The following is a 21,387-nucleotide window of genomic DNA, read 5'->3' on the forward strand; positions in this document are numbered from 1 at the left end:
CCGTCTGCGGTCATCGGAAAGGCATCGTTTATTGCAAACGCCACCCGGCACTCAATTTACGAAGGGGCGGCAGTCTAAGGCCCGTTTGAGGCCTCAGCAACTGTAAATACAGGGAATTTGTCCGACAAAGCCCGGAAAGTGCTCTGACACAGGCCCCACGGCGCTCATCGGAGTGCGTTTATAGCAAGAAATTCAGTCGAGCGGCTGTATATAGAAGACAAACGGCGGATGAGCGGCGCTTTGTCGCATTTCTTTACAATCACCGACGGCAGAATCACCCCGCTTTCAGGACTGACAATCTTCCCAACCTCGGCTACGTTATGCCCTCCCCCGGTTCGACTTGAAGGAACGCGTCATGAAACTGATCGGCATGCTGGACTCCCCTTATGTGCGCCGCGTGGCGATCTCCGCCAGGTGCCTGGGAATCGAACTGGAACATGACCCGGTGTCGGTGTTCCGCCATTTCGAGCGTTTCCAGCAGATCAACCCGGTGGTCAAGGCGCCGACCCTGGTCCTCGATGACGGTGAAGTGCTGATCGACTCGACGCTGATCCTCGACTACCTCGAAGCCCGGTCCGGCAAAACCCTGCTGCCCACCGACTTGCCGCAACGGGTCAAAGCCCTGCGCCTGATCGGCCTGGGCCTCGCCGCCTGTGAAAAAGCCGTGCAGCTCTACTATGAACGCAACCTGCGCCCGGCCGACATTCAATATCAGCCGTGGGTCGAGCGCGTCGAAGGCCAACTCGCCGCCGCTTTCACCGCCCTCGAACACGAACTGCAAAAACATCCGCTGCCTACCGATGGCACCCTCCAGCAGGACGGCATCACCCTCGCCGTCGCCTGGAGCTTCACCGGCCTCGTCGTCCCCGACCAGATCGACGCCCAACGCTTCCCGCGCATCGCCCAGTACACCGCGTACGCCGAAGGCCTCGAAGCGTTCATCAGCACCCCGATGAACTGATCATGAGCACAACCGAAACCGCCGCCCCGGCCCTGAAAGAAATCTTCAACGCGGAGCGTCTGCAACACATCGCCAGCGAAATGAGCGCCGTGTACCCGGCGTTCAAGGCCAAGGCCTTTCTCAAGCACGCCAACGACGGCCTCGCCGACCTTTCGGTCATGCAGCGTATGGCCCGCGTCAGCGAAAGCCTGCACGCCGTGCTACCACTGGACTACACAGATTCCCTCGCCGTCCTGCGCGAACTCGCTCCACGCCTGAACAGCGGCTTCGTCAGCATGAGCCTGCCGCACTACGTCGCGAGCTACGGCGCGCACGCGTTCGACACCTCAATGGAAGCCCTGAAGTACTTCACCACCTTCGGCTCCTCCGAATTCGCCATCCGCCACTTCCTGCGCAGCGACCTGGAACGCTCACTGGAACTGATGCACGACTGGACCCGAGACGAAAACCACCACGTCCGCCGCCTCGCCAGCGAAGGCAGCCGCCCTCGCCTGCCATGGTCGTTTCGTCTGGAGCCGGTGCAGGCTGATCCACGCCTGGCCGCCGGGATTCTTGATCGGTTGAAGGCGGATGAGAGTTTGTACGTACGCAAGTCCGTAGCGAACCATTTGAATGACGTGACCAAGGAGCATCCGGAATGGGTGCTGGATACGATCGAGGGGTGGGCGCTGGAGAACAAGCACACGGCGTGGATTGCCAAACATGCCTTGCGGAGCTTGATCAAACAGGGGGATTTGCGGGCGCTCACTGTTATTGGTGCAGGGGCCAAGGCTGAGGTTGAGTTGCTGGATGTGAAGGTTGAACCGGCGGTTGTGCGGCTTGGGGAGACGATCACTTTGTCATTCACCGTGCGGTCGTTGGTTCCGGTTGAGCAACGGTTGGTGATTGATTATGCGATTGACTATGTGAAGGCGAATGGCGGGACTTCGGCCAAGGTTTTCAAGTTGAAGACGTTGGATTTGGCGGGGTTTGGGAGTGAGGTTGTGGCGCGGCGGCAGGTGATCAAGGATTTCACCACGCGCAAGCATTATGCGGGGGAGCATGCGGTGCATGTGATGGTTAATGGGGAGCGGTTGGGGACTGCTGCCGTTAACATCCTCGTTTCATAAATATAAAAAATAGTTTGGTCATCAAGCCACATAAGGATATCCCCTTGCGAAGATTGTTCCTCAGTAACAAAAAAATCCGAAACATCCCCCGTCACCTTCGCTCCTTGGAGCACTGGGCCGCTAGTTTTAGCGGCGAGTTCCATCCTCGCAGCGATGATCAAGAGCGTTACACACACTGGAAAATCCCGGTACTCAACAACCTCGTTCAAGGTCCGCAAGCACGTATCGAAGTGCAGGCCTTCTGTGTTCAGCAATTACTCGAAGCAGCGGCTCATCTTTCCCGCGCAGCGGATCGCAGCCAAGGTTACTACCGCATTGCCTGCCTGGTGGTATGGCCCTGGTTACACCAGAGCGAAGTGACAGTGTTCTATGACCGTGAGTACTACTTGAGTTTTCTGGGGCAGCATAACTCGCTTGCCCCGATACACTTGAGCGATAGGCTCGCGCTGAATGTGCCCGAGCAATTCATTGAGCATGGGCATGATGTAACCCACGACGATGATGAAGTCGACGTTCAGTGGTGGTGTATCGGGGAGCACGCCTGATCAGTAACAGCCTGTTGTCCGGGATGCTCCTGGCGGAAATTTTAATTTCCCGAATCTCAACTTCAGGCATCAAGTGATCGGTCGACTGATCTGACTGAGACGGTTACGCTGACGTTTTTCACCTGAACGGAAAGCGTATGTCAGAGGTGTACCAGGGAAGCTGTTTGTGCGGAGCCGTCGGTTACGAATTAATCACCTCACCAAAAGCAGTTAGCCATTGCCATTGCAGTCAATGTCGTAAAGGTCACGGGGCGGCATTCGCTTCGTACGGTAGTGTTCCGCAAAGCACACTTCGCATACTCCGTGGCTCCGCCAGCATTAAATCCTATGTTTCTTCGGAGTCGGTATTACGCGAGTTCTGCTCGGAATGCGGTTCTACTTTGTTCTGGTCACGGTCTCAAGATGAGTTTGCCGACTGGGTTTCGATAGCTCTGGGCACGCTCGATACGCCGTTCCTGCCTGAAAAGCAGAAGCACGTTCATACCGACTCTGCAGCTCCTTGGTATATGTCTGTCTAGTCCTCAAAAAGTGGGTACGGATTTTTTCCCTACTCCTGACCTTCAAGAATTACCAACTTCCGTACGGAATACCGAATTGATCGATATAGCGCTTGGACTTTTCACTGATCGGATATGCGTAACGCCCATCATTCTTGCCCTGACTAGGTCCCAACGGCTCGATCTCGGCTTGGGCTCGGGCCACTTTCACCGGATGGTGGCACGAGTCTCTGACCCAAACCTGCACGACACCACCAGGCGCCAGCCCCAGATAGATCGACGCCATATATCTTGCTTTTTGATCAGGCGTCTGCAGGCAACGCTGCTTGGTAGATGACACCATCACTTGCCTGGCCTCCTCAGGAATGTCCACCCAAGCCTGCCATGTCTTCTGCTCTACGATGGATTGCCAGCGGACGTAAATACGAATGGGAAGGTCGGCACCCACCACTTTCCTTCCACTGCCGCCAACGCCCTTCCAACCCTTGGCAGACTCTGTGCCGTCTTCAGGCTCACCGCCAGCGGCTGTGCCGCCGCCAGTCCTGGAGAAGACTTTGCCGGTGATATCTTGGACAGAGCTATCTTCCACCCAGACCTTCATGTAGTCCGGCTCAATAAAAGCCATCTCCCACCATTCGGACTTAGGATCATTTTTAGCGGAAAGTGGATTAGCAGACTGGCAGCCAGTCATGAAAAGTGCACAGATGAGAGTGACGAGTAACTTCATTACCAGAGCGTCCAGTCAGGTACGTGAGGATGTTGCACACGAATCGCGTCTGCCGTAGGCGCATTGATATACACGGCACGGAGACCACTGCCGTCTTTGCGACCAAGGGGATGGTTCCAGTTTGCGGACATGTGAATGTACTTCAGCTTCAGCTGTTTTTCCTCTTGTGGTGTAGTGCTGTAGTCACCTGCCACAAACCGGTTGCACAGTGATTGAAGCTCGGAAGGAACGGCTAACTCTGGCGTGTCCGGAATGTCGTTGAAACGAACACCCTTTTCTTTAGCCAACTGGTGCATTACACGCAGATATACCCTGGATAGCTTACCGCTCACGGGGCGCTTGAGCTGAACGGCCACGTAAACGCGTTTCTTGCGAGTACTGAGTCTATCTTGCAGATCTACCGGAAGGAGTCGCGCAGCGGGGGTGACGATTTCTAACATTTCCGCCGGCCAACCTTTGTCCAACCATTGTTTTTTCACAGCCAGCGCATCTTGGTAGATCGAGGTGGTGGACACATCGGTAAATTGCGAAACCTCAAGGGATTGCATAGGGCTGATGAGCACACACTCTTCAACCTCATCGCGGTAACCCCCACCAATATCCGAGTGAACGCCTGGCAGCGTGATCTCCAAATGGTCAGCTTTGACGCGACTCAGCGCAAAATTCGCTCGGCACTCATCTCGGGCAGATAATTGAACGACATCTGTAAAAAAACGACGGTCAAGGTACAACTTGATGCCCGTTGCGATTGGACTTTTGACGTCACCCAGATTCGACCATCCAGCAATCGAAGGCACCGTGTCAAAAAGGCCGATGAAGCCAATATTTATGCTGCTTTTGAATTGATCAACGAAGGTCCGGCTGAGGTGCTTTTCAATGTTTCTTAAAACATCCCCTAACGGTCCCTGTTTTCCACGGGCGACTTCGTTGGCGAAATGCCGAGCGGCAGCAGCTCCGCGACTAAAACCGAATACATCAAATTTCAGCGAGGTAATTTCCCCATTGGGATGTAGATCCAACACGTCTTTTATACGCAGTTCAATCTCCGCAAATGAGCTTTGAACTCGTCCTGCAACACCGGTATCACCTCGCCCAGTACCAGCACCGAATGTACTGTCCTGTTTACCAGATCGCGTTCCAATCCCCTCGACATACACCATCCGAAACGCTTGTTTGTACAAGCTATCCCCTTCGGCTTCCTGGGGTGCGAAATACAGCTCACTCAGTTTCTGCACATTACTTGTGTCGTTGGCGTAGCTGCTATCAGGATCACTCATGAAAGGCTTGCAACTGGTATCGATATCTTCGGGCGCAATTGGATGATGGGCACCACAAAGCAAGCCTGCTGCGGTGTTATTCGCATTGTTCCCCGTACCATCGAAGAACACTCCGATCCGCAGGGCTATGCCGATTTTTTCAGGCGCACGCGCAGGCTCTTTCCCGTGTTTCTCATACTCAGCCCAATGCTGGGCATGGATATCGACGGGTTTGGTGCCTGTGTTGCGGAAGTTTTTTGGCGGGTTGGGAATGTAGCCACTCAATCCTTGATTCCTTGTTCTGATCCTTTGAGAACGGACCGGAGGGTGACAGTCGAAGCGAGGTGACGCAAGGCGTGGCCCTGTGCCAGCGCTTGGCTTCCTGCAATGGTGGCGCCACGCCATGAATGATAAGGTTCAGCCTCAAAATCACGGACGACACCTCGTGCACAAACAATCTCTTGCTGCAGCCGCGATAACCTTCACCATCAGTCTTTCCGCTCTCGCCTCTCCTGTGCCGCAGGAAGAGCTGGAAGAGTGCCAACGAATAGAAAACTCGGCCAAACAGGTCATGAAAAGCAGGCAGCAAGGCGCGCCCATGGATTCGGTGTGGGAACTGGCCGAAGCGGCAGGCAAGCAGAGCGAGTATGTGGGTGAGTTGTTCAAGACGCTGATTCGCGAGGCGTACGCGATTCCGCAGTACTCAAGCGAGAGCTTGCAGCAGAAAGCGATCAGCGATTTCCATTCCAATTTCTACAAGGCTTGCATCGTGACGGCGCAAAAGCGAGCAGACGCCAACGGCTGAGTTCATCGAACAAAAAAGGGAGCAGATTCAGATAATGGATCTGCTCCCTTTTTACTTGCGTACAGCCTCTACGCTTTCAGCTCTACCTTATCCAGCGCCTGATTCACGGCCAGCCCTGCGACCATGACCACTTGGGCGATGCCCAGTGCGGTTTTGCGATGTGCAGGCTCAAGGATGGCGGCGAAGTTGCTGAGCATTTCGCTGGCGGAATCGAGGGATTCGCTGGCGTTGGCCAACAGGGATTCGCTGTTGTAGGCGGGGTTCGCCAGGAACATGGGGTCGTGTGTGGTGTGGCTGCCCATGATGCGTTGTTGCGGGGTCAGGTAATGATCGAGGGCGCGTTCGGCGGCTTCGTTGAGGGTTCGGGAATCGGGGAATTGGTAGGGTGAGACTGGATCGGTTTCTGGTGGATTCGGTGTTGGTTTGATCATGGTGAAACTCCTAATTATTGAAAAGGAGCCTTCACCCTCGCTACCAAACGAAGGGTGGCGGCCAATACGCGGGTTGGTAGACCGGTAACTAGGAACCCGGCGCACCCGAAGGTGCCCTGCGCATGGCCACCATTAAGCAGAGACCCGAAGAGGTCTGCGAACGATGTGCTATGCGACTAGTTAACTCGGGCTACCAAACCCGATCACTGTTTTTCAGTGACCCGGAAACGATAAAACCCGTGCCCCAGACGCACAAGCCGGCGGATTCTGTCTTAGGTGTAGGGCGTGGCGCAAGGCGTTGTGGGCATCGGGATGTGACGAGAGGCATCTCATAAACAGGCCTCGTGTTTCGTGTTTAATTTCTGACAAAAGAGACTGTTTCGCAGTCCGACGGGACTACGTAAATCAGCTCGTCCGCTTTCATCCAGACACCACAGTCCCCTGTGTCTAAAAAACCGGCCACCCTGCATAATCCGCGCAAATTCCACCATCAACCCAAGTCCGACCGTCATGCCTGAAGAGTTCGAAGTCCCCAGTCCTCACGAGCAACACGTTGAACACACCACCCATCATGCCCACGCAAAAGGCGATCGCTTTGCCAGCAAGATCGCGGTCATGACGGCGCTCATGGCGACGGTCGGCGCCCTGATGAGTTATCAAGCCGGTTCGACGGAGAGTGAGGCGGCCATGGACAAAAACAACGCCGCCATTCAGAAGACCGAAGCCGCCAACGAGTGGAACTACTACCAGGCCAAGTCCAGTCGGCAGAACCTGTCGGAACTGGCCAGCCATCTTCCGGGGCTGGACTCCGCTCATTACGTTGCCGAGACGCGGCGCTATGCGGAGCAGAAGGAGGAAGCGCGCAAAAAGGCGGAAACACTTGAGCTGCAGGCGAAAGAGTGGGACGAGAAGTCGGAACAGGTCCTGCACCAGCATCACCGCTGGGCCCAGGCCATGACTGCGATTCAAATCGCCATTTCACTGGCGGCCATCACCCTGCTGACGCGCAAGGAATGGCTCAGACGCGTCTCGTTTGGGGCGGCGGGTTTGGGTGTCATGCTGGGCTCGCTGGCCTGGCTGCATATTTGAGTCTTGAAAATCCTGCCTGCCGATACCTGAAGCATCGGCAGACCGGATCCCACCCTTCAATAACCTCAGAAAGGATTACACCGCTGCGCCACCGCCGTCGCCTGATCCACATACGGCCGCGCCGGTTCCAGGTTCCATTCCGGCTTGTTCCTCACAGGCTTGCCATCGAACGTCGCCGCCAGGTGACAAACCATCTGCCGGCGCAATGACCCGCCATTGACGCTGTACATCCGCCATTGCTCGTCGTCCTTATGTTTGTTGTACAGCTCGGCAAACATCCGGTCGGTCTGGTCATCCTTGATCGCACGGCCACACGCGGTGGGCACGACTTGCAGTGACCAGGTTTTCGGTCCGAGTTTCGGGTCATCGCGCTGGGCCCATGTGCTGGACTCGATGTACTTGTCGCAGAACTGCTGGGCCGGTGGTGCTGCGGTCTGGATACAGGAGAACGTCGCTTTGCCGTTGGGGGTTTTCGGGAAGTCGATCTTGACGACGTTGCGGTCCTTGCCAGTCCTGGCTTTGTAGTCGCGCTGGTTGGCCAGGGCGTCGTTCAGGCCCCGTGAATCGCTGTAGAAAAAGGCCAGGATCGGCAGCTCATCGGTCTTCGGGTTGCCCAGGCGCAGTTCGGTTTGGGTCTGGAATTCACGGGTGTTGATGACGCGCCGGGCGCCCATGAAGTTCTGGAAGGCGTTGACCCGATCCTGGCTGCTCATCGGCTTGCGCATGTTGAAGCCGCATTGCAACTGGTCTTGCTGGCGGTTGTTGTTGAACTTGGTGAAGTGCGCGACCCAGGCGTTGACGTTGGTGATCGGCGGGGCCATGGACTGGCAGACCGCTTCGGTCTGGCTGGTGTTCTTGTTGTTGCCGCAGCCACGGTCGTCGCGGAAGTCGGTCCAGGCATCGTTGGGAAACGCGCAGTAGACGTGCACCGGGGTTTCCGGGTCGCGCACCATGTCGACCGGGGTGATGATGTAGCCGTTCTGTGTGCTCATGCCGGGGTCTTCGTAGCTGATGCCATCGGCCCGCATGTAGGACGCGGCGAACGTGCCCAGCTCTACCGCTTTGGGGCTGGGGTTCCAGACATCCCACTTCTGCCCTTTTGCCGGATCGGCGCGGTGAGTGCCACGAATCAGCAATCCCGAACAGTCCGATGCCGGGTCCTTGCCGCAACTGGCGGTGGTGTTGTTGTACAAGGTTTCAACGCGTTTGAGCGTGTCTGCGCACGATTCGGCACTGGCCGAAGTCGCCTGCAGGAACAACGGCAACGCAAGCAGCGGGACGATCCTGTTCCAGCGTTCTTTCATGACGTGTTTCTCCCTGATTGTTCTTCTCGACTTCCCTGTTTGAAACCGAGTTAACGCGCCACCGGATTGCACCCCGCCGCCCGGGTCTCGGCGTCCGAAAGCGCAGGCCGGAACGGTTCAAGATTCCACGGCGTCTTGGCGCGGTAATTCACCAGTACGCAGTTCAGTTGCTGGCGCATGCTGCCGGCGGATTTCTCGTTGCTGCGCCAGTTGTCATCGGCACCTCTGAGGGCGAACAACTGCTGGTACAAGGCATCGATCTGCTCGTTGGGCAAGGCGCGCCCGGCGGCGGTCGGCACAACGCTCAAGGTCCACTCGTCCTGACGGGTGCCCGGGTCGTAGCGTTTGACCCAGTCGGCGGATGCAATGTACTGCGGCGTCTTGGCCGGCAGCGGGTTGCAACCGGCCTTGGCGGCTTCCTGTGGGCTGACGACGGGACGGAACGGCTCCAGGTTCCACTCGGTTTTGCCTGGATAGTTCTGCACCAGGCAACTGAGTTGCTGACGCATGCTGCCGGGAGATTTTTCGTTGTCGCGCCACTGGCTGTCGGCACCGCGCAGGGCGAACAGTTCCTTGTACAACGCTTCCTGATCGCTGGCCTGAATCGCCTTGCCCTGAGCGGTGGGCGTGACGTTGAGCGTCCATTCGTTTTTGCCGGTGCCGGGGTCGTGGCGTTCGACCCAATTGGCCGACGCAATGTAGCGAGACGTCACCGGTGCAGGCTGGCCGTTGCCGGCAACCGACAGATCGATCGCCTGATCCGCCGCCACATAGCTGAAGCGCTGCTCCGGCGGCTTGGTGAAGTCCAGCCGCAGGATCGGCACGCTGTAGCCTTGGGCCTGGAGTTTCTTCTGGAAATTGCGCGCACTGTTCAGGCCGTTTTCCGGTTTGGGTGGCGCCTGATCGCCACGGGTGGCGAAGTTCTGCGTGCTGTTGACGTTGTAGATAAAGGCATCGATGTACTTCATGTTTTCGCTGCCGTCGTTGGTGGCCGACGCGTTCTTCAACATGAATTCGTTGACCTGGGCACTGAAGGCGAAGGGGTCTTTGTTGGTGGTGTTCACCCGTGATTCGTGGACGCGGATCATCGCGTTCCAGTCGCTGGGTTTTTCCGCGTTCCAGGAGCACTGGCTGTACTGGATCGGCCCTTTCATCAACCCCGTGTACTTGCTGGTCCACTGTTCGGCGGTGTTCACGCCCGCTTCTGCGCAGGTGCCGTAGGCCAGTGCGGCGTTCCTGTTGTTCATCGGTGGCTGGGCAGCGCGCGGCGGTTCGCGGCTGTCGAAAAAGCCGCAGCCATACCACTTGCGTTCCGGCCCGGTGCCGCCATCGAAGGCGTAGATGCAAGTGAAGCCCTGCTCCTTGACCGGCAGGTTCAACGTCGCTGCATCGGTGGGTGTGCGCAGGATCAAACCGGCCGGGTGAATGAGGATCCGCGTGCTCAGATCCTTGCGAATCCACGAGTAGGACGTCGCGCCGATCTTGATCGCGTAAGGGCTGTAGTCCCACGGGTTGAACGGCCCGTCGTTGACCATGCGCAGGGTCACACCGCTGCAGTAGTAATGCCCGCGAGCGGCGCCGGTGTCGGGCTCCTGGCAGGAGTCTTTGAGGGTGTTGTAGTTGCGGTTGATGCGGTTAAGGGTTTCCAGCGGATCAAGCGGTGGCTGGGCAGCCACGGCGCTGAATGCCAGAGGCAGAAACAGGCTCAGGATAAAAGGCGAACGAACGGCTGCACGCATAACCGACACTCCTTGTCGTGCGAGATGACACTTCCATGAACAGCAGCGTAGTTAGCTCAATCCATACGGTCAAACCGCTGGCCGGGACGTCGTGAAAGTGCCCTCACTTTTTACCGCTGGCCAGATGATGGGCGACCAGTGCGTTCGCATGCCCGTGGCCCATGCCGTGTTCGGTCTTGAGCCAGGCGACCAGTTCCATGTGTTTTTTGTCGGTGATACTGGCGAGAAGCTTCAGCCAGTGATCGATGGGCTGGCCGTACTTCTTTTCGATTGAAGGAAAATAGGATGCCGGGCCTTTTACTTTGGTGTCTTCGGTCATGCTGCAAGCTCCCTGTTTGCGACGGAGTTTTATGAACTCACAGATTGAAGGCCAGGTTGGTCGCGTCGTCCAGTGCAGGCATGCGTCAGGGTGCAACGATCGGCGGCACAGGTCCTGGCAACCCGTCAGGTTCAGCACCGGACCGCGACACCGTCTCCGGCACCGCCACCCAAAGCAGCACCAGCGCCGCCATCGCTACCCCTGCCAACGTCAGGAACGCAGCACTGTACCCCGCCTCCTGAACCACAACCCCCGCCAGACTGTTGCTCAACGCCGCACCCAGACCGAACACCGTCGAAATCGCCCCAAGGCTGACGTTGAAGTGCCCGGTGCCCAGCGTCAGGTCTTTCACCACCACCGGAAACAGCGCACCGAAAATCCCCGCGCCGATGCCATCAAGCAGTTGCACCGAAACCAGCCACCACGGATCGTTGGACAGCACATACAACACGCCACGCAGCGGCAGGATCAGGAACCCCGCCAGCAGCAACGGCTTGCGCCCCCACACATCGGCCTTCGCGCCCACCAGCAACGCGACCGGCACCATCACCATTTGCGCCGCGACGATGCAGGCGGACGTAAGCGGCGTGGCCATCTGCAGATTGGCTTGCGCCAGCTTCTGACTCACCAGTGGCAGCATCGCCGCGTTCGCCAGATGAAACAGCGCACAGCAAATCGCGAACATCAGCAGCGGCCGGTTGGTGAGCAATACGGAAAGCCCCGAAGGCTGCTTGCCCTGCCCCGCTTCGCTGGGTGAAAGACCTCGGGCGAGATCGTGGTCAATGGCGTCGGCCGATACGAACGAGACAGCAATCACACTGGCCAGCGCCATGACCGCCATCAAATAAAACACCGCGACCGGGCCAAACAGATACGCGGACAAACCGGCCAGCAGTGCGGCGCAGGCGTTACCGGCGTGGTTGAAGGTTTCGTTGCGCCCGGTTCTGCGCGTAAACGCGCGAGGTCCGGTAATCCCGAGGGTGATCGCGCAGATGGCCGGGGCGAAGATCGAAGCGGCAGCGGCGCTGATGGCTTGCGTCAGGGCCACGAGGCTGAATGAGGTCACGAATGGCAGCAGCAGACAGCTTCCTGTTACCACCAATGCGGCAATCGCAATCAGCGCCCGTTTGACGCGTGTGCTGTCGACCAGCGCACCCGCCGGGGTCTGGGTGATGAGCGCGGCGATCCCGGCAATAGTCATGACCAGCCCGATACTTGCCGGCTCCCAGTGGTGAACCGCCAACAGATAAATCGCCAGATAAGGACCGAGTCCGTCACGCACGTCGGCGAGGAAGAAATTCAGGCTGTCGAGGGACAGATTGTTGCGGCGATCGAGGTGAGTGGCCACGGGTATCGTCTTCGTTGGCGAGGTTCTGCGAGATGACTCAACCTCTGCAAATCGAATGACCTTTTGCGGGGGATTTTAGTTGCATGAAACGGTGAGGCGCACTTGCCCCAAAAGCTGCGCAGTGCAGAAGAAATTGACGAGCACCCTGCAACGCTATCGCCAAGTGTTCTAAAGAACTGTCAGTTCTGTCAGGTTACTTAACGTTTGGCCGGGCATAGGCTCAACTCAACAATAGTAAGTCGAGGCGTTCAGCATGTTCCGGATTCTTCATCCATTGCCACAGGGAATTCTCCTGCTGGTGATGCTGACCCTGTTCAGCAGCGCACAGAGCGTTACGTTCACGTACACCCTCAATGTGGATTTTCAATGCGATAACGGCATAACGACACAGGGCTACAGTGTCTACGTGGTCGGCGCACCACCGGAGTTAGGCAGCTGGGATCCGGCCAAAGCCGTAAAACTCGATCCAGCTTCCTACCCGTCATGGGCAGGTACGATTCAATTCAAGGGCTCGAACCCCGGTGACGATGTGGCCTGGAAGTGCATCGTTCGCAACGAAACCAATCCTAGCGATGTGCAAATGTGGCAACCCGGCTCCGATAACCACGTGGCACTGGCTTTCAAACCAGTACCAAAAAGTGTTGGGCGGTTCTGAGCCGAACGAAGCCTTGTCTAGCCCATCAATAACTCACGCTCCCCCTCGCACAAGCCAACAACGTAATCCCAGACGACTCGAAGCCTGACCGACTTGTGCAACTCCCGCCGCGTGCTGATCCAGTAACTGCGCTCGATGCTCTCGTCCGGCAGCAGCGCCACCAGGTCCGGATCCGACGCCGCCATATAACAAGGCAGCACCGCAATTCCCAATCCCGAACGTGCCGCCTGCTGCTGGGCGATCACGCTGGTGCTGTGAAACACCACGCGCGGATTGCGGCAGAAGCTGTTGAGAAACATCAGCTCCTGACTGAACAGCAGATCATCCACATAGCCGATCCACGCATGCCGGCCAAGATCCTCGCGGCTGCGCAGCGGCGGTGCATTGTCGAGATAAGCTCGGCTGGCATAGAGCGCAAGCCGGTAATCGGTGAGTTTGCGGGTGACCAGCATGTCCGCCGCCGGCCGTTCCAGGTGAATGCTGATTTCCGCCTCGCGGTTGAGGATGCTGACGAAGCGCGGCACCGCCACCAGTTCCACTTCCAGCCCCGGATAACGCTCGAACAGCCCGATCATGCGGCTGGCGAGGAACATGATGCCCAGCCCTTCCGTCACGCCGACGCGGATCTTGCCCAGCGGCGCGGTGGACTGGGTGATTTCTTCCTGGGCCAGCAGCGCGACGTTTTCCATGGCCTCGGCGTGTTTGAGCAGTGCCTCCCCCGCCGGGGTCATTTCATAGCCTTGGGCGTGCTGAACGAACAGCGCGGTGCCGAGGCTTTTTTCGATGGCCTCGATATGCCGGGCGACGGTGGCGTGCGTGGTGTTCAGGCGGCGGGCAGCGGTAAGCAAACGGCCGCTGCGTTGCAATTCGAGAAAGAACCGCAGGTCGTTCCAGTCGAACATGGCTTGTCCTTGTCGGCTATCGTCAGGAAGCGCTGTTTGAAAACGCACAGCGGCTGCGCAAAAACTAACATTCTTTTGACGAAAGCTAACAACTAGGATGACTGACAACAAAAACAATAAGCGAGGTCAGGGAATGCAGACTTCCCTCGATGAATTCGATTACATCGTGGTCGGCGCCGGGCCGGCCGGCTGTTTGCTGGCCAATCGGCTGTCGGCGGATCCGCAGCGGCGCGTGCTGTTGCTGGAGGCCGGCGGGCGCGACAACTATCCGTGGATTCACATCCCCGTGGGTTACCTGTTCTGCATCGGCAACCCGCGCACCGACTGGTGCTTCAAGACCGAAGAACAACCGGGCCTCAATGGCCGCGCGCTGAGTTATCCGCGCGGCAAGGTGCTGGGCGGCTGTTCGTCGATCAACGGCATGATCTACATGCGCGGCCAGGCCAACGACTACGACGGCTGGGCCGCCGAGGGCAATCCGGGCTGGGCCTGGAACGATGTGCTGCCGCTGTTCAAACAGAGCGAAAACCACTTTGCCGGCGCGGCGGATTTTCATGGTGACAAAGGTGAATGGCGGGTCGAACGCCAGCGCCTGTCGTGGCCAATTCTCGATGCGTTCCGCAGCGCTGCCGAGCAAAGCGGCATCGCCAGCATCGATGACTTCAACCAGGGCGACAACGAAGGTTGCGGCTACTTTCAGGTCAATCAGAAGGCCGGGGTTCGCTGGAATGCGGCGAAGGCGTTTCTGAAGCCGATTCGCGATCGGGCCAATCTCACGGTGTTGACAGACGTCGAGGTGGATCGAGTGCTGTTCGAGGACGGTCGCGCCTCGAAAGTCAGTGCCCGTTGGCAGGGTCAGGAGAAGAGCTTCAAGGCGCGCAAGGAGATCGTGCTGTGCGCCGGCTCCGTGGGCTCGCCGAGCATTCTGCAACGCTCCGGGATCGGCCCGCGTCCGCTGCTGGAGAAGCTTGGGATCGGCGTGGTACATGAGCTGCCAGGCGTCGGCGGTAATCTGCAGGATCACCTGCAACTGCGGCTGATCTACAAACTGGAAAACGCCCGCACCCTCAACCAGATCGCCGGCAGCGTGTGGGGCAAGATGGGCATGGGACTGCGTTATCTGTATGACCGCAGCGGGCCGTTGTCGATGGCGCCGAGTCAGCTGGGCGCGTTTGCCCGCTCGGGGCCGGAGCAGACTTCGGCCAATCTCGAATACCACGTGCAGCCATTGTCGCTGGAACGTTTTGGCGAACCGTTGCACAGCTTCCCCGCGTTCACCGCATCGGTGTGTGATCTGCGCCCGCAGAGTCGTGGCCGGGTCGAGATCCGTTCCGCCGACCCGCAAGCAGCGCCGCTGATTCAGCCCAATTACCTGAGCCATCCCGAAGACCTGCGCGTGGCCGCCGACGCGATTCGCCTGACCCGGCGCATCGTCGGCGCCCCGGCCCTGCAAGCCTTCAACCCGGTGGAGTACCTGCCCGGCGCCAGCCTGCAAACCGAAGAACAACTGCACGAAGCGGCGGCGAAGATAGGCACAACGATTTTCCACCCGGTCGGCACCTGCCGCATGGGCAACGACGCGGACGCGGTGGTCGATGCGCAGCTGCGCGTGCATGGCGTACCCGGTCTGCGGATTGCCGATGCCTCGATCATGCCGCGCATTACCTCCGGCAACACGTGTTCGCCTACGCTGATGATTGCTGAAAAAGCGGCACAGCTGATGCTCAACCCCGAGACCAGGAACATCACACCGAAAACGGAAATGGCCCACACCCTGTAGACATCGCGCATCACCCGGACACGCAACACCAGTGGAAACAACAAAAACAATCACTGTGAGGGATACCGATATGTCAGAACACGCTCAGCCGCTGGACGCCGTGCGCAGCGCGGACGCCAGCCCCGATACCCGAAAGGTCATCTTCGCCTCGTCCCTGGGGACGGTGTTCGAGTGGTATGACTTCTTTCTTTACGGCGCCCTGGCGGCGGTGATCAGCAAGCAGTTCTTCGCCGGGGTCAACGACACCACGGCGTTCATCTTCGCGCTGATGGCGTTTGCCGCGGGCTTCATCGTGCGGCCGTTCGGGGCGCTGGTGTTCGGTCGGTTGGGGGACATGATCGGACGCAAATACACGTTCCTGGCGACCATCATCCTGATGGGTGTGGCGACCTTCGCGGTGGGCCTGCTGCCAACCTACGCCAGCATCGGCATCGCCGCGCCGATCATTCTGGTGGTGCTGCGCATGCTTCAGGGCCTGGCCCTCGGCGGCGAGTACGGCGGCGCCGCGACTTACGTGGCGGAGCACGCACCCATCGGCAAACGGGGTTTCCATACAAGCTGGATTCAATCCACCGCGACCCTCGGCCTGCTGCTGTCGCTGCTGGTGGTACTCGGTTGCCGTTACTTCACCGGTGACCAGTTCGAAGTCTGGGGCTGGCGCATTCCGTTCCTGCTGTCGATCGTGCTGCTGGGCATTTCCACCTGGATTCGTCTGAGCCTGCACGAGTCCCCGGCCTATCTGAAGATGAAAGAGGAAGGCAAGGCGAGCAAGGCGCCGATCCGCGAATCCTTCGGCAAATGGGAAAACCTCAAAGTCGTGCTGATCGCGCTTTTCAGCATCAACGCCGGGCAAGCGGTGACCTTCTACGCCGCGCAGTTCTACGTGCTGTTCTTCCTCACCCAATTCCTGAAAATGGACCCGGCGGTGGCCAACAGTCTGCTGATCATCAGCGTGGTGATCGGCGCGCCGTTCTTCATCATTTTCGGCTGGCTGTCGGACAAGGTCGGGCGCAAACCGGTGCTGATGCTCGGCCTGCTGCTGGCCACCGCGCTGTACTTCCCGATCTTCAAATCCCTGGCCCACTACGCCAACCCGGCCATCGACCACGCCAGCCAACAGGCACCGATCACCGTGGTGGCCGACCCGGCCACCTGCACCTTCCAGTTCGACCCGGTGGGCAAAGCCAAATTCGACAGCCCGTGCGACAAGGTCAAGACCTTCCTGGTCAAGCAGGGCCTGCCCTACTCCAGCGTCGCAGCGCCGGCCGGCAGCGCGGTGCAGGTGAGCGTCGGCGATGTGAAACTCGACGGCTTCGACGAAGCTGCCCTGCGCGGCGCAATCACCCTCGCCGGCTACCCGCAACAGGCTGACATGCAGCAGATCAACAAGCCGATGATCGTGGCCCTGATCGTCGCCCTGATCATCATCTCCTCCATGTGCTACGGCCCGCTCGCTGCGCTGATGGTCGAACTGTTCCCGACCCGCATCCGCTACACCTCGATGTCCCTGCCGTACCACATCGGCAACGGCTGGTTCGGCGGTTTCCTGCCGACCGTGTCGTTTGCGCTGGTGGTGTACACCGGGGATATCTTCTATGGGCTGTGGTACCCGGTGCTGATTACCGGGGTGAGCCTGGTGGTGGGGATGATTTGCTTGCGTGAAACGAAGAATATCGACCTCGACAAGAACTGATCCTGAAGCCTGTGGCGGGGGTTTCACGCCCTCGCCACAACCGGCCTGTCAGAGCTCCGGACCCAGCAATTCAAACTTCACCTGATCAGGATAGAACGCAACGTAATCCTTGATCTGGCTGACCGAAATCTTCGGATGTTCATACGACCACACCGCGTTCGCCCCCTCATGCCCGGGCACTTGCAGACTGAAATAATTGGCGTCGCCCTTGTACGGGCAATAACTCGTATGGTCGGTGCGGGCGAAGTACTTTTCGTCGATGTCTTCGCGGGGGATGTAGTAGACCGGCGGGTAATTGGCTTCGAGCAGCACCAGTGCGCGGGCCGAGGCGGCGACCTGGATGCCATGGAACTTCACCAACACACAACCTGGCTGCTCGGCGATGGTGATGACGGGGCTGGGACCGGAGGTTTTCATCGGTTTCTCCTGACTGCGACGAAGGGAGCGCTTCAGGTATAACCCATGTGGCCGGATCACGTCGGGTTCGCAGCCGAATGGTTTTTCCGCCCATAAAAAAACCGCAGCCGGCGAAGGCTGCGGTTTTCCGTTTTCAGATCAGGCGACGATATCGGTCGCCACGGCCTGCCCCACCATTCCTACTGCGAAATCAACCGAACCCTGGCCGGTCAGGTCGATCATCAGGCTGGTCTGGTTGGTCTCTGCGAAGTAAGTGAGGATCGCATCGCCCGCGTGGCCGGTGAAGCCGCTGACGAAGTTCAGCGTGGCCGCACCCGTGGCGAAACCGGCGATGCCCGACAGGTCGATCTTGTCCAGGCCGCTGGTGAAATCCATGATCCAGTCCGGCGCGGTCATGGTCGAGTCGCTGGCAGCGCCGAACACAAAGGTGTCCGCGCCTTCACCGCCCCACAGGGTGTCACCGCCGCCACCGCCGTAGATGATGTCGTTGCCGGCACCGCCGATCAGTTCGTTGGCCGCACTGTTGCCGATCAACAGGTCATTGCCCGAACCGCCGATGGCGTTTTCCACGGTGACGCCATAAGCGATGGACACGTTGCCCACCAGGCCGCCGACGTCGGAGAACGAACCTTCGTTGAGGTTGATCTTCTGGTTCTGGCTGAAGCCGGAGAAGTCCAGGGTGTCGTTGCCGCCGCCGTCCCACACCGAGAACACCACTTTGGAGGTGTTCGAAGTAGCGCTGTAGTAGTCGCGGTCGGCGTTGGAGTTGAAGCCGTACACGGTGTCATCGGCGCGGGTTTCCAGGTTGGCCCCGTAGAGCTTCTGCACCGCGACGATATCGTCCAGCAATGGAGCCGAAGCGTAGGCGCCGCTGCCGTCCTTGCTGAAGTTCTGGTCGGTGTTGGCTTCGCTCCAGTAGCTCATCAGGCTGTAGCCACGGGTGTCTTCGGCGTACTTGGCGTCGTTGTAGGTCGGGTTGCCGTTGCCGGCGTTGTAGGCGCCCGGGTGCGACAGGCCGAGGGTATGGCCGATTTCGTGGGTCAGGGTCTGACGCCCGTAGTTGTTGGTGTCCGGGTTCTTGTTGACCTGGTATTGGTCGTTGATCAGGTACCACGACTGGCCGTCATAGCTGCTGCCCTGTGGCAGGTAGGCGAACGCCGCGCCGCCGGTGCTGACGTCGTAGTTGCCGAAGGTCATGTGACCGTCGCCGCCCTTGCCTTCGGTGAAGGTGACTTTGGCCACGTCCGACCACGATTGCATCGACAGCACAGCCTGGGCTTTCTGCTGGGCGCTGAACTCGCTGAAGTTGCCGAGTTTCGGGTTGTAGTTCGACGGTTTGTCGGTCAGGAAGGTGTAAGTCAGATCAATCTTGCCGTCGGCATTCTTGTCCTGCCACGACATGCCCTTGCGCAGGATTTCATCGGCGGCCTGGTCGGCGGTGAACGACGGTTTGCCGTTGACGGTCCCGGTGCCACGGTCATACAGGTGGCTGAAGGTGTCGACCGCGGTGAAGGCGCTGCTGGCCTGGGAGGAAGGTTGAGACATGGTGTACGTCCTTGTTGCTGAAGAGTCAGTGTCAGACAGTAAAACGGCGATCTTCTGGCGAGATCGTCCTGTCACTCGCCCTGTTGAGGCGATTCGAACCTGACACAGTGCCGGTCGTGAGCGCCATTCAATTTCTCGATAACGTCCCCGATTGCCCCGACGCGGGCTGTCATGACCGGCAATCCTTTTATCTGTATATCCATACAGATAAAAGTTGCCCCGACGCCCGACTCAGGCCATTCTGTGCGCCTCTTCGGGCAATGATCGACGACGGTGGTTATGCGGCTGTACCTCTGTGAAAAACCTTCCCAGGCCAAGGATATTGCGGCCGTGCTGGGCGCCAGGCGCCGAGGCGACGGCTGCTGGCTGGGAACGGACGTCACGGTGACCTGGTGCATCGGCCACTTGCTGGAAACCGCCCCGCCGGACGCCTACGACGCCAAATACAAGCGCTGGGTGCTGGCAGACCTGCCGATCATCCCCGACAAATGGAAAATGACCGTCAAGCCGCGCACTGCCAGCCAGTACAAGGCAGTCAAGCGCCTGCTCGGCGAGGCCAGCGAACTGATCATCGCCACCGACGCCGACCGTGAGGGCGAGATGATCGCCCGGGAGCTGGTGGAACATTGCCGCTATCGCGGGCCGATCCGCCGCTTGTGGCTGTCGGCGCTGGACGAAGCTTCGATCCGCAAGGCGTTGGCGGCCCTCAAACCGGGCGCTGAAACTTTCAGCCTGTATCACTCGGCATTGGGGCGCTCGCGAGCGGACTGGCTGATCGGGATGAACATGAGTCGCCTGTTCACCCTGCTCGGCCGGCAATCGGGCTATCAGGGCGTGTTGCCGGTGGGCCGGGTGCAGACGCCGACCCTGCGGCTGGTGGTGGATCGCGACCGCAGCATTGCCGATTTCATACCCGTCGCGTACTGGGCGATCGATGTGCAACTGCTGCATGACGGCACGGATTTTACGGCGCAATGGCGTGCACCGAACGATGCCTGTGACGATCAGGATCGCTGCCTCAATCAGGCCCTCGCGCAGCAAGCGGCCGCCGCAATCAGCAGCGCCGCCAGCGCGCGGGTGGTCAAGCTGCGTACCGAGCGCATACGCGAAGTGGCGCCCCTGCCCTTCGATCTCGGCACCTTGCAGGAAGTCTGCTCGAAGAAGCTCGGCCTCGGAGCCCAGGAAACCCTCGACATCGCCCAGGCCCTCTACGAAACCTACAAAGTCATCACCTACCCGCGCAGCGATTGCGGCTACCTGCCCCTGAGCCAGCACAGCGAGGCGCCGGGGATTCTCTCTGCGCTGCGCCAGGCCGATCCGGGCCTCGAAGCCTTGCGCGATCATCTGGAGCCGCAGCGCCGCTCCCGCGCCTGGAACGACGCCAAGGTCAGCGCCCACCACGGCATCATCCCCACCGCCGCCGCCAAGAATCTGGAACGCCTGAGCGGTAAGCACCGGGCGGTCTACACGCTGATTCGCGCGCGGTATCTGGCGCAATTCCTGCCCAATCATGAATACGATCGCACCCAGGCCGATTTCGACTGCGCCGGTGAAGCCCTGCGCGCCGTTGGCAAGCAGATCATCGAACCGGGCTGGAAACGCGCACTGCCGGAAGCACTGGCCCCGGCCAAGGGCCGTGAAGCCCCCGCGCCACAAACCCTGCCGACGCTGACCCAGGGTGCCGAGTGCGCCGTGGCTGACGTGAAGCTCAAGGACCTGTGGACGCAACCGCCCAAGCCCTACACCGAAGGCGATCTGATCAAGGCAATGAAGAACGTCGCCAAACTGGTGGAAGACCCGCTGCTCAAACAGAAACTCAAGGACACTACCGGCATCGGCACCGAAGCCACCCGCGCCTCGATCATCCAGGGCCTGCTGGATCGCGGTTATCTGGTGAAGAACGGCAAGGCGTTATCCGCCACGCCCGCAGCGTTCAGCCTGATCGATGCGGTGCCTCGGGCGATTGCCGATCCCGGCACCACCGCGATCTGGGAACAGGCGCTGGACATGGTGCAGAGCGGCGAAATGAGTCTGGAAGAGTTCGTCACCAAACAGGCCGCGTGGATGAGCAAGCAAGTGACCCGTTGTGCCGGGCTGAGCCTGACCATCAGCGGCCCGCCGCCTGCCGGAAAAGCTGCAGAGCCGTGGAAGAACAAGCGCAAGACCACCCGGCGCAAAACCGCCGGAACCAGCAAACGTAAGGCAAAACCGGCTGCCAAATAGCCTGTTGCGCGCTACTGTTTCTGCAGTGATTGTCAGGAGCCA

Annotated in this window: 20 protein-coding genes; 10 read left to right on the plus strand and 10 right to left on the minus strand. The window is 59.2% G+C overall.

Annotated elements, in window-relative coordinates:
- The first annotated feature begins 355 nt into the window (after positions 1-355).
- The 4 genes from IF189_RS16670 to IF189_RS16685 all read left to right on the plus strand — a co-directional run bounded on the left by IF189_RS16670 (position 356) and on the right by IF189_RS16685 (position 3,133).
- On the plus strand, positions 356-961 hold the full coding sequence (locus tag IF189_RS16670) for a glutathione S-transferase (protein ID WP_192551933.1): 606 nt from the start codon (positions 356-358) through the stop codon (positions 959-961).
- A gap of 2 nt (positions 962-963) precedes the next feature.
- Entirely contained in the window at positions 964-2,070 is a 1,107-nt protein-coding gene (locus tag IF189_RS16675) for a DNA alkylation repair protein (RefSeq protein ID WP_192551934.1), read from the plus strand.
- Between the two features lie 44 nt (positions 2,071-2,114).
- Positions 2,115-2,615 carry a DUF3916 domain-containing protein gene (locus IF189_RS16680; RefSeq protein ID WP_192551935.1) on the plus strand — a complete coding sequence of 167 codons (501 nt, stop codon included), beginning with the start codon at positions 2,115-2,117 and terminating at the stop codon, positions 2,613-2,615.
- Between the two features lie 137 nt (positions 2,616-2,752).
- Positions 2,753-3,133, plus strand: a complete 381-nt coding sequence (locus IF189_RS16685; protein WP_192551936.1) for a GFA family protein — start codon at positions 2,753-2,755, stop codon at positions 3,131-3,133.
- 49 nt (positions 3,134-3,182) lie between these two features.
- On the opposite strand, the gene IF189_RS16690 is transcribed toward IF189_RS16685, so the two are convergent.
- Positions 3,183-3,839 (minus strand): DUF2931 family protein, encoded by a 657-nt coding sequence (locus IF189_RS16690; protein WP_192551937.1) that lies wholly within the window; start codon positions 3,837-3,839, stop codon positions 3,183-3,185.
- The gene (locus tag IF189_RS16695; protein ID WP_192551938.1) at positions 3,839-5,380 is read right to left on the minus strand and encodes a T6SS phospholipase effector Tle1-like catalytic domain-containing protein; all 1,542 of its coding nucleotides are present in this window, start codon (positions 5,378-5,380) and stop codon (positions 3,839-3,841) included. The genes IF189_RS16690 and IF189_RS16695 overlap by 1 nt, the downstream gene beginning before the upstream one ends.
- Positions 5,381-5,498: 118 nt before the next feature.
- On the opposite strand from IF189_RS16695, the gene IF189_RS16700 reads away from it, so the two are divergent.
- On the plus strand, positions 5,499-5,900 hold the full coding sequence (locus IF189_RS16700; RefSeq protein WP_225739907.1) for a hypothetical protein: 402 nt from the start codon (positions 5,499-5,501) through the stop codon (positions 5,898-5,900).
- 68 nt (positions 5,901-5,968) lie between these two features.
- Here IF189_RS16700 and IF189_RS16705 read toward each other — a convergent pair whose 3' ends face one another.
- Positions 5,969-6,331, minus strand: coding sequence for a DUF6124 family protein (locus IF189_RS16705; protein ID WP_192551939.1), 363 nt, complete (start codon positions 6,329-6,331; stop codon positions 5,969-5,971).
- A 510-nt stretch (positions 6,332-6,841) separates the two neighbouring features.
- Between IF189_RS16705 and IF189_RS16710 the strand changes: the two genes are divergently transcribed.
- Positions 6,842-7,420, plus strand: a complete 579-nt coding sequence (locus IF189_RS16710; RefSeq protein ID WP_192551940.1) for a DUF4337 domain-containing protein — start codon at positions 6,842-6,844, stop codon at positions 7,418-7,420.
- A 65-nt stretch (positions 7,421-7,485) separates the two neighbouring features.
- Here IF189_RS16710 and IF189_RS16715 read toward each other — a convergent pair whose 3' ends face one another.
- The 4 genes from IF189_RS16715 to IF189_RS16730 all read right to left on the minus strand — a co-directional run bounded on the left by IF189_RS16715 (position 7,486) and on the right by IF189_RS16730 (position 12,130).
- Complete coding sequence (locus IF189_RS16715) at positions 7,486-8,724, minus strand: DUF2599 domain-containing protein (protein WP_192551941.1); 1,239 nt, start codon at positions 8,722-8,724, stop codon at positions 7,486-7,488.
- A gap of 50 nt (positions 8,725-8,774) precedes the next feature.
- The gene (locus tag IF189_RS16720; RefSeq protein ID WP_192551942.1) at positions 8,775-10,463 is read right to left on the minus strand and encodes a DUF2599 domain-containing protein; all 1,689 of its coding nucleotides are present in this window, start codon (positions 10,461-10,463) and stop codon (positions 8,775-8,777) included.
- A 103-nt stretch (positions 10,464-10,566) separates the two neighbouring features.
- Positions 10,567-10,782 carry a DUF4287 domain-containing protein gene (locus IF189_RS16725; protein ID WP_192551943.1) on the minus strand — a complete coding sequence of 72 codons (216 nt, stop codon included), beginning with the start codon at positions 10,780-10,782 and terminating at the stop codon, positions 10,567-10,569.
- An 85-nt stretch (positions 10,783-10,867) separates the two neighbouring features.
- The gene (locus IF189_RS16730) at positions 10,868-12,130 is read right to left on the minus strand and encodes an MFS transporter (protein ID WP_192551944.1); all 1,263 of its coding nucleotides are present in this window, start codon (positions 12,128-12,130) and stop codon (positions 10,868-10,870) included.
- A gap of 253 nt (positions 12,131-12,383) precedes the next feature.
- Between IF189_RS16730 and IF189_RS16735 the strand changes: the two genes are divergently transcribed.
- Positions 12,384-12,785, plus strand: coding sequence for a carbohydrate-binding module family 20 domain-containing protein (locus IF189_RS16735; RefSeq protein ID WP_134826362.1), 402 nt, complete (start codon positions 12,384-12,386; stop codon positions 12,783-12,785).
- A 17-nt stretch (positions 12,786-12,802) separates the two neighbouring features.
- Here the strand turns inward: IF189_RS16735 and IF189_RS16740 are convergent, their stop codons facing one another.
- The gene (locus tag IF189_RS16740) at positions 12,803-13,687 is read right to left on the minus strand and encodes a LysR family transcriptional regulator (RefSeq protein WP_134826361.1); all 885 of its coding nucleotides are present in this window, start codon (positions 13,685-13,687) and stop codon (positions 12,803-12,805) included.
- 133 nt (positions 13,688-13,820) lie between these two features.
- On the opposite strand from IF189_RS16740, the gene IF189_RS16745 reads away from it, so the two are divergent.
- Together IF189_RS16745 and IF189_RS16750 are read left to right on the plus strand one after the other, a co-directional pair.
- Complete coding sequence (locus IF189_RS16745; protein WP_192551945.1) at positions 13,821-15,467, plus strand: GMC family oxidoreductase; 1,647 nt, start codon at positions 13,821-13,823, stop codon at positions 15,465-15,467.
- A gap of 70 nt (positions 15,468-15,537) precedes the next feature.
- Positions 15,538-17,160, plus strand: a complete 1,623-nt coding sequence (locus IF189_RS16750) for an MFS transporter (protein WP_192551946.1) — start codon at positions 15,538-15,540, stop codon at positions 17,158-17,160.
- Positions 17,161-17,208: 48 nt separating this feature from the next.
- On the opposite strand, the gene IF189_RS16755 is transcribed toward IF189_RS16750, so the two are convergent.
- Positions 17,209-17,577 (minus strand): DUF427 domain-containing protein, encoded by a 369-nt coding sequence (locus IF189_RS16755; RefSeq protein ID WP_192551947.1) that lies wholly within the window; start codon positions 17,575-17,577, stop codon positions 17,209-17,211.
- 138 nt (positions 17,578-17,715) lie between these two features.
- Entirely contained in the window at positions 17,716-19,122 is a 1,407-nt protein-coding gene (locus IF189_RS16760; RefSeq protein ID WP_192551948.1) for a serralysin family metalloprotease, read from the minus strand.
- 279 nt (positions 19,123-19,401) lie between these two features.
- Between IF189_RS16760 and IF189_RS16765 the strand changes: the two genes are divergently transcribed.
- Positions 19,402-21,345 carry a DNA topoisomerase III gene (locus tag IF189_RS16765; protein ID WP_192551949.1) on the plus strand — a complete coding sequence of 648 codons (1,944 nt, stop codon included), beginning with the start codon at positions 19,402-19,404 and terminating at the stop codon, positions 21,343-21,345.
- Positions 21,346-21,387 lie beyond the last annotated feature (42 nt).

It is taken from the genome of Pseudomonas sp. IzPS59, from assembly GCF_014863505.1.
Taxonomy (GTDB): Bacteria; Pseudomonadota; Gammaproteobacteria; order Pseudomonadales; family Pseudomonadaceae; genus Aquipseudomonas; species Aquipseudomonas kribbensis.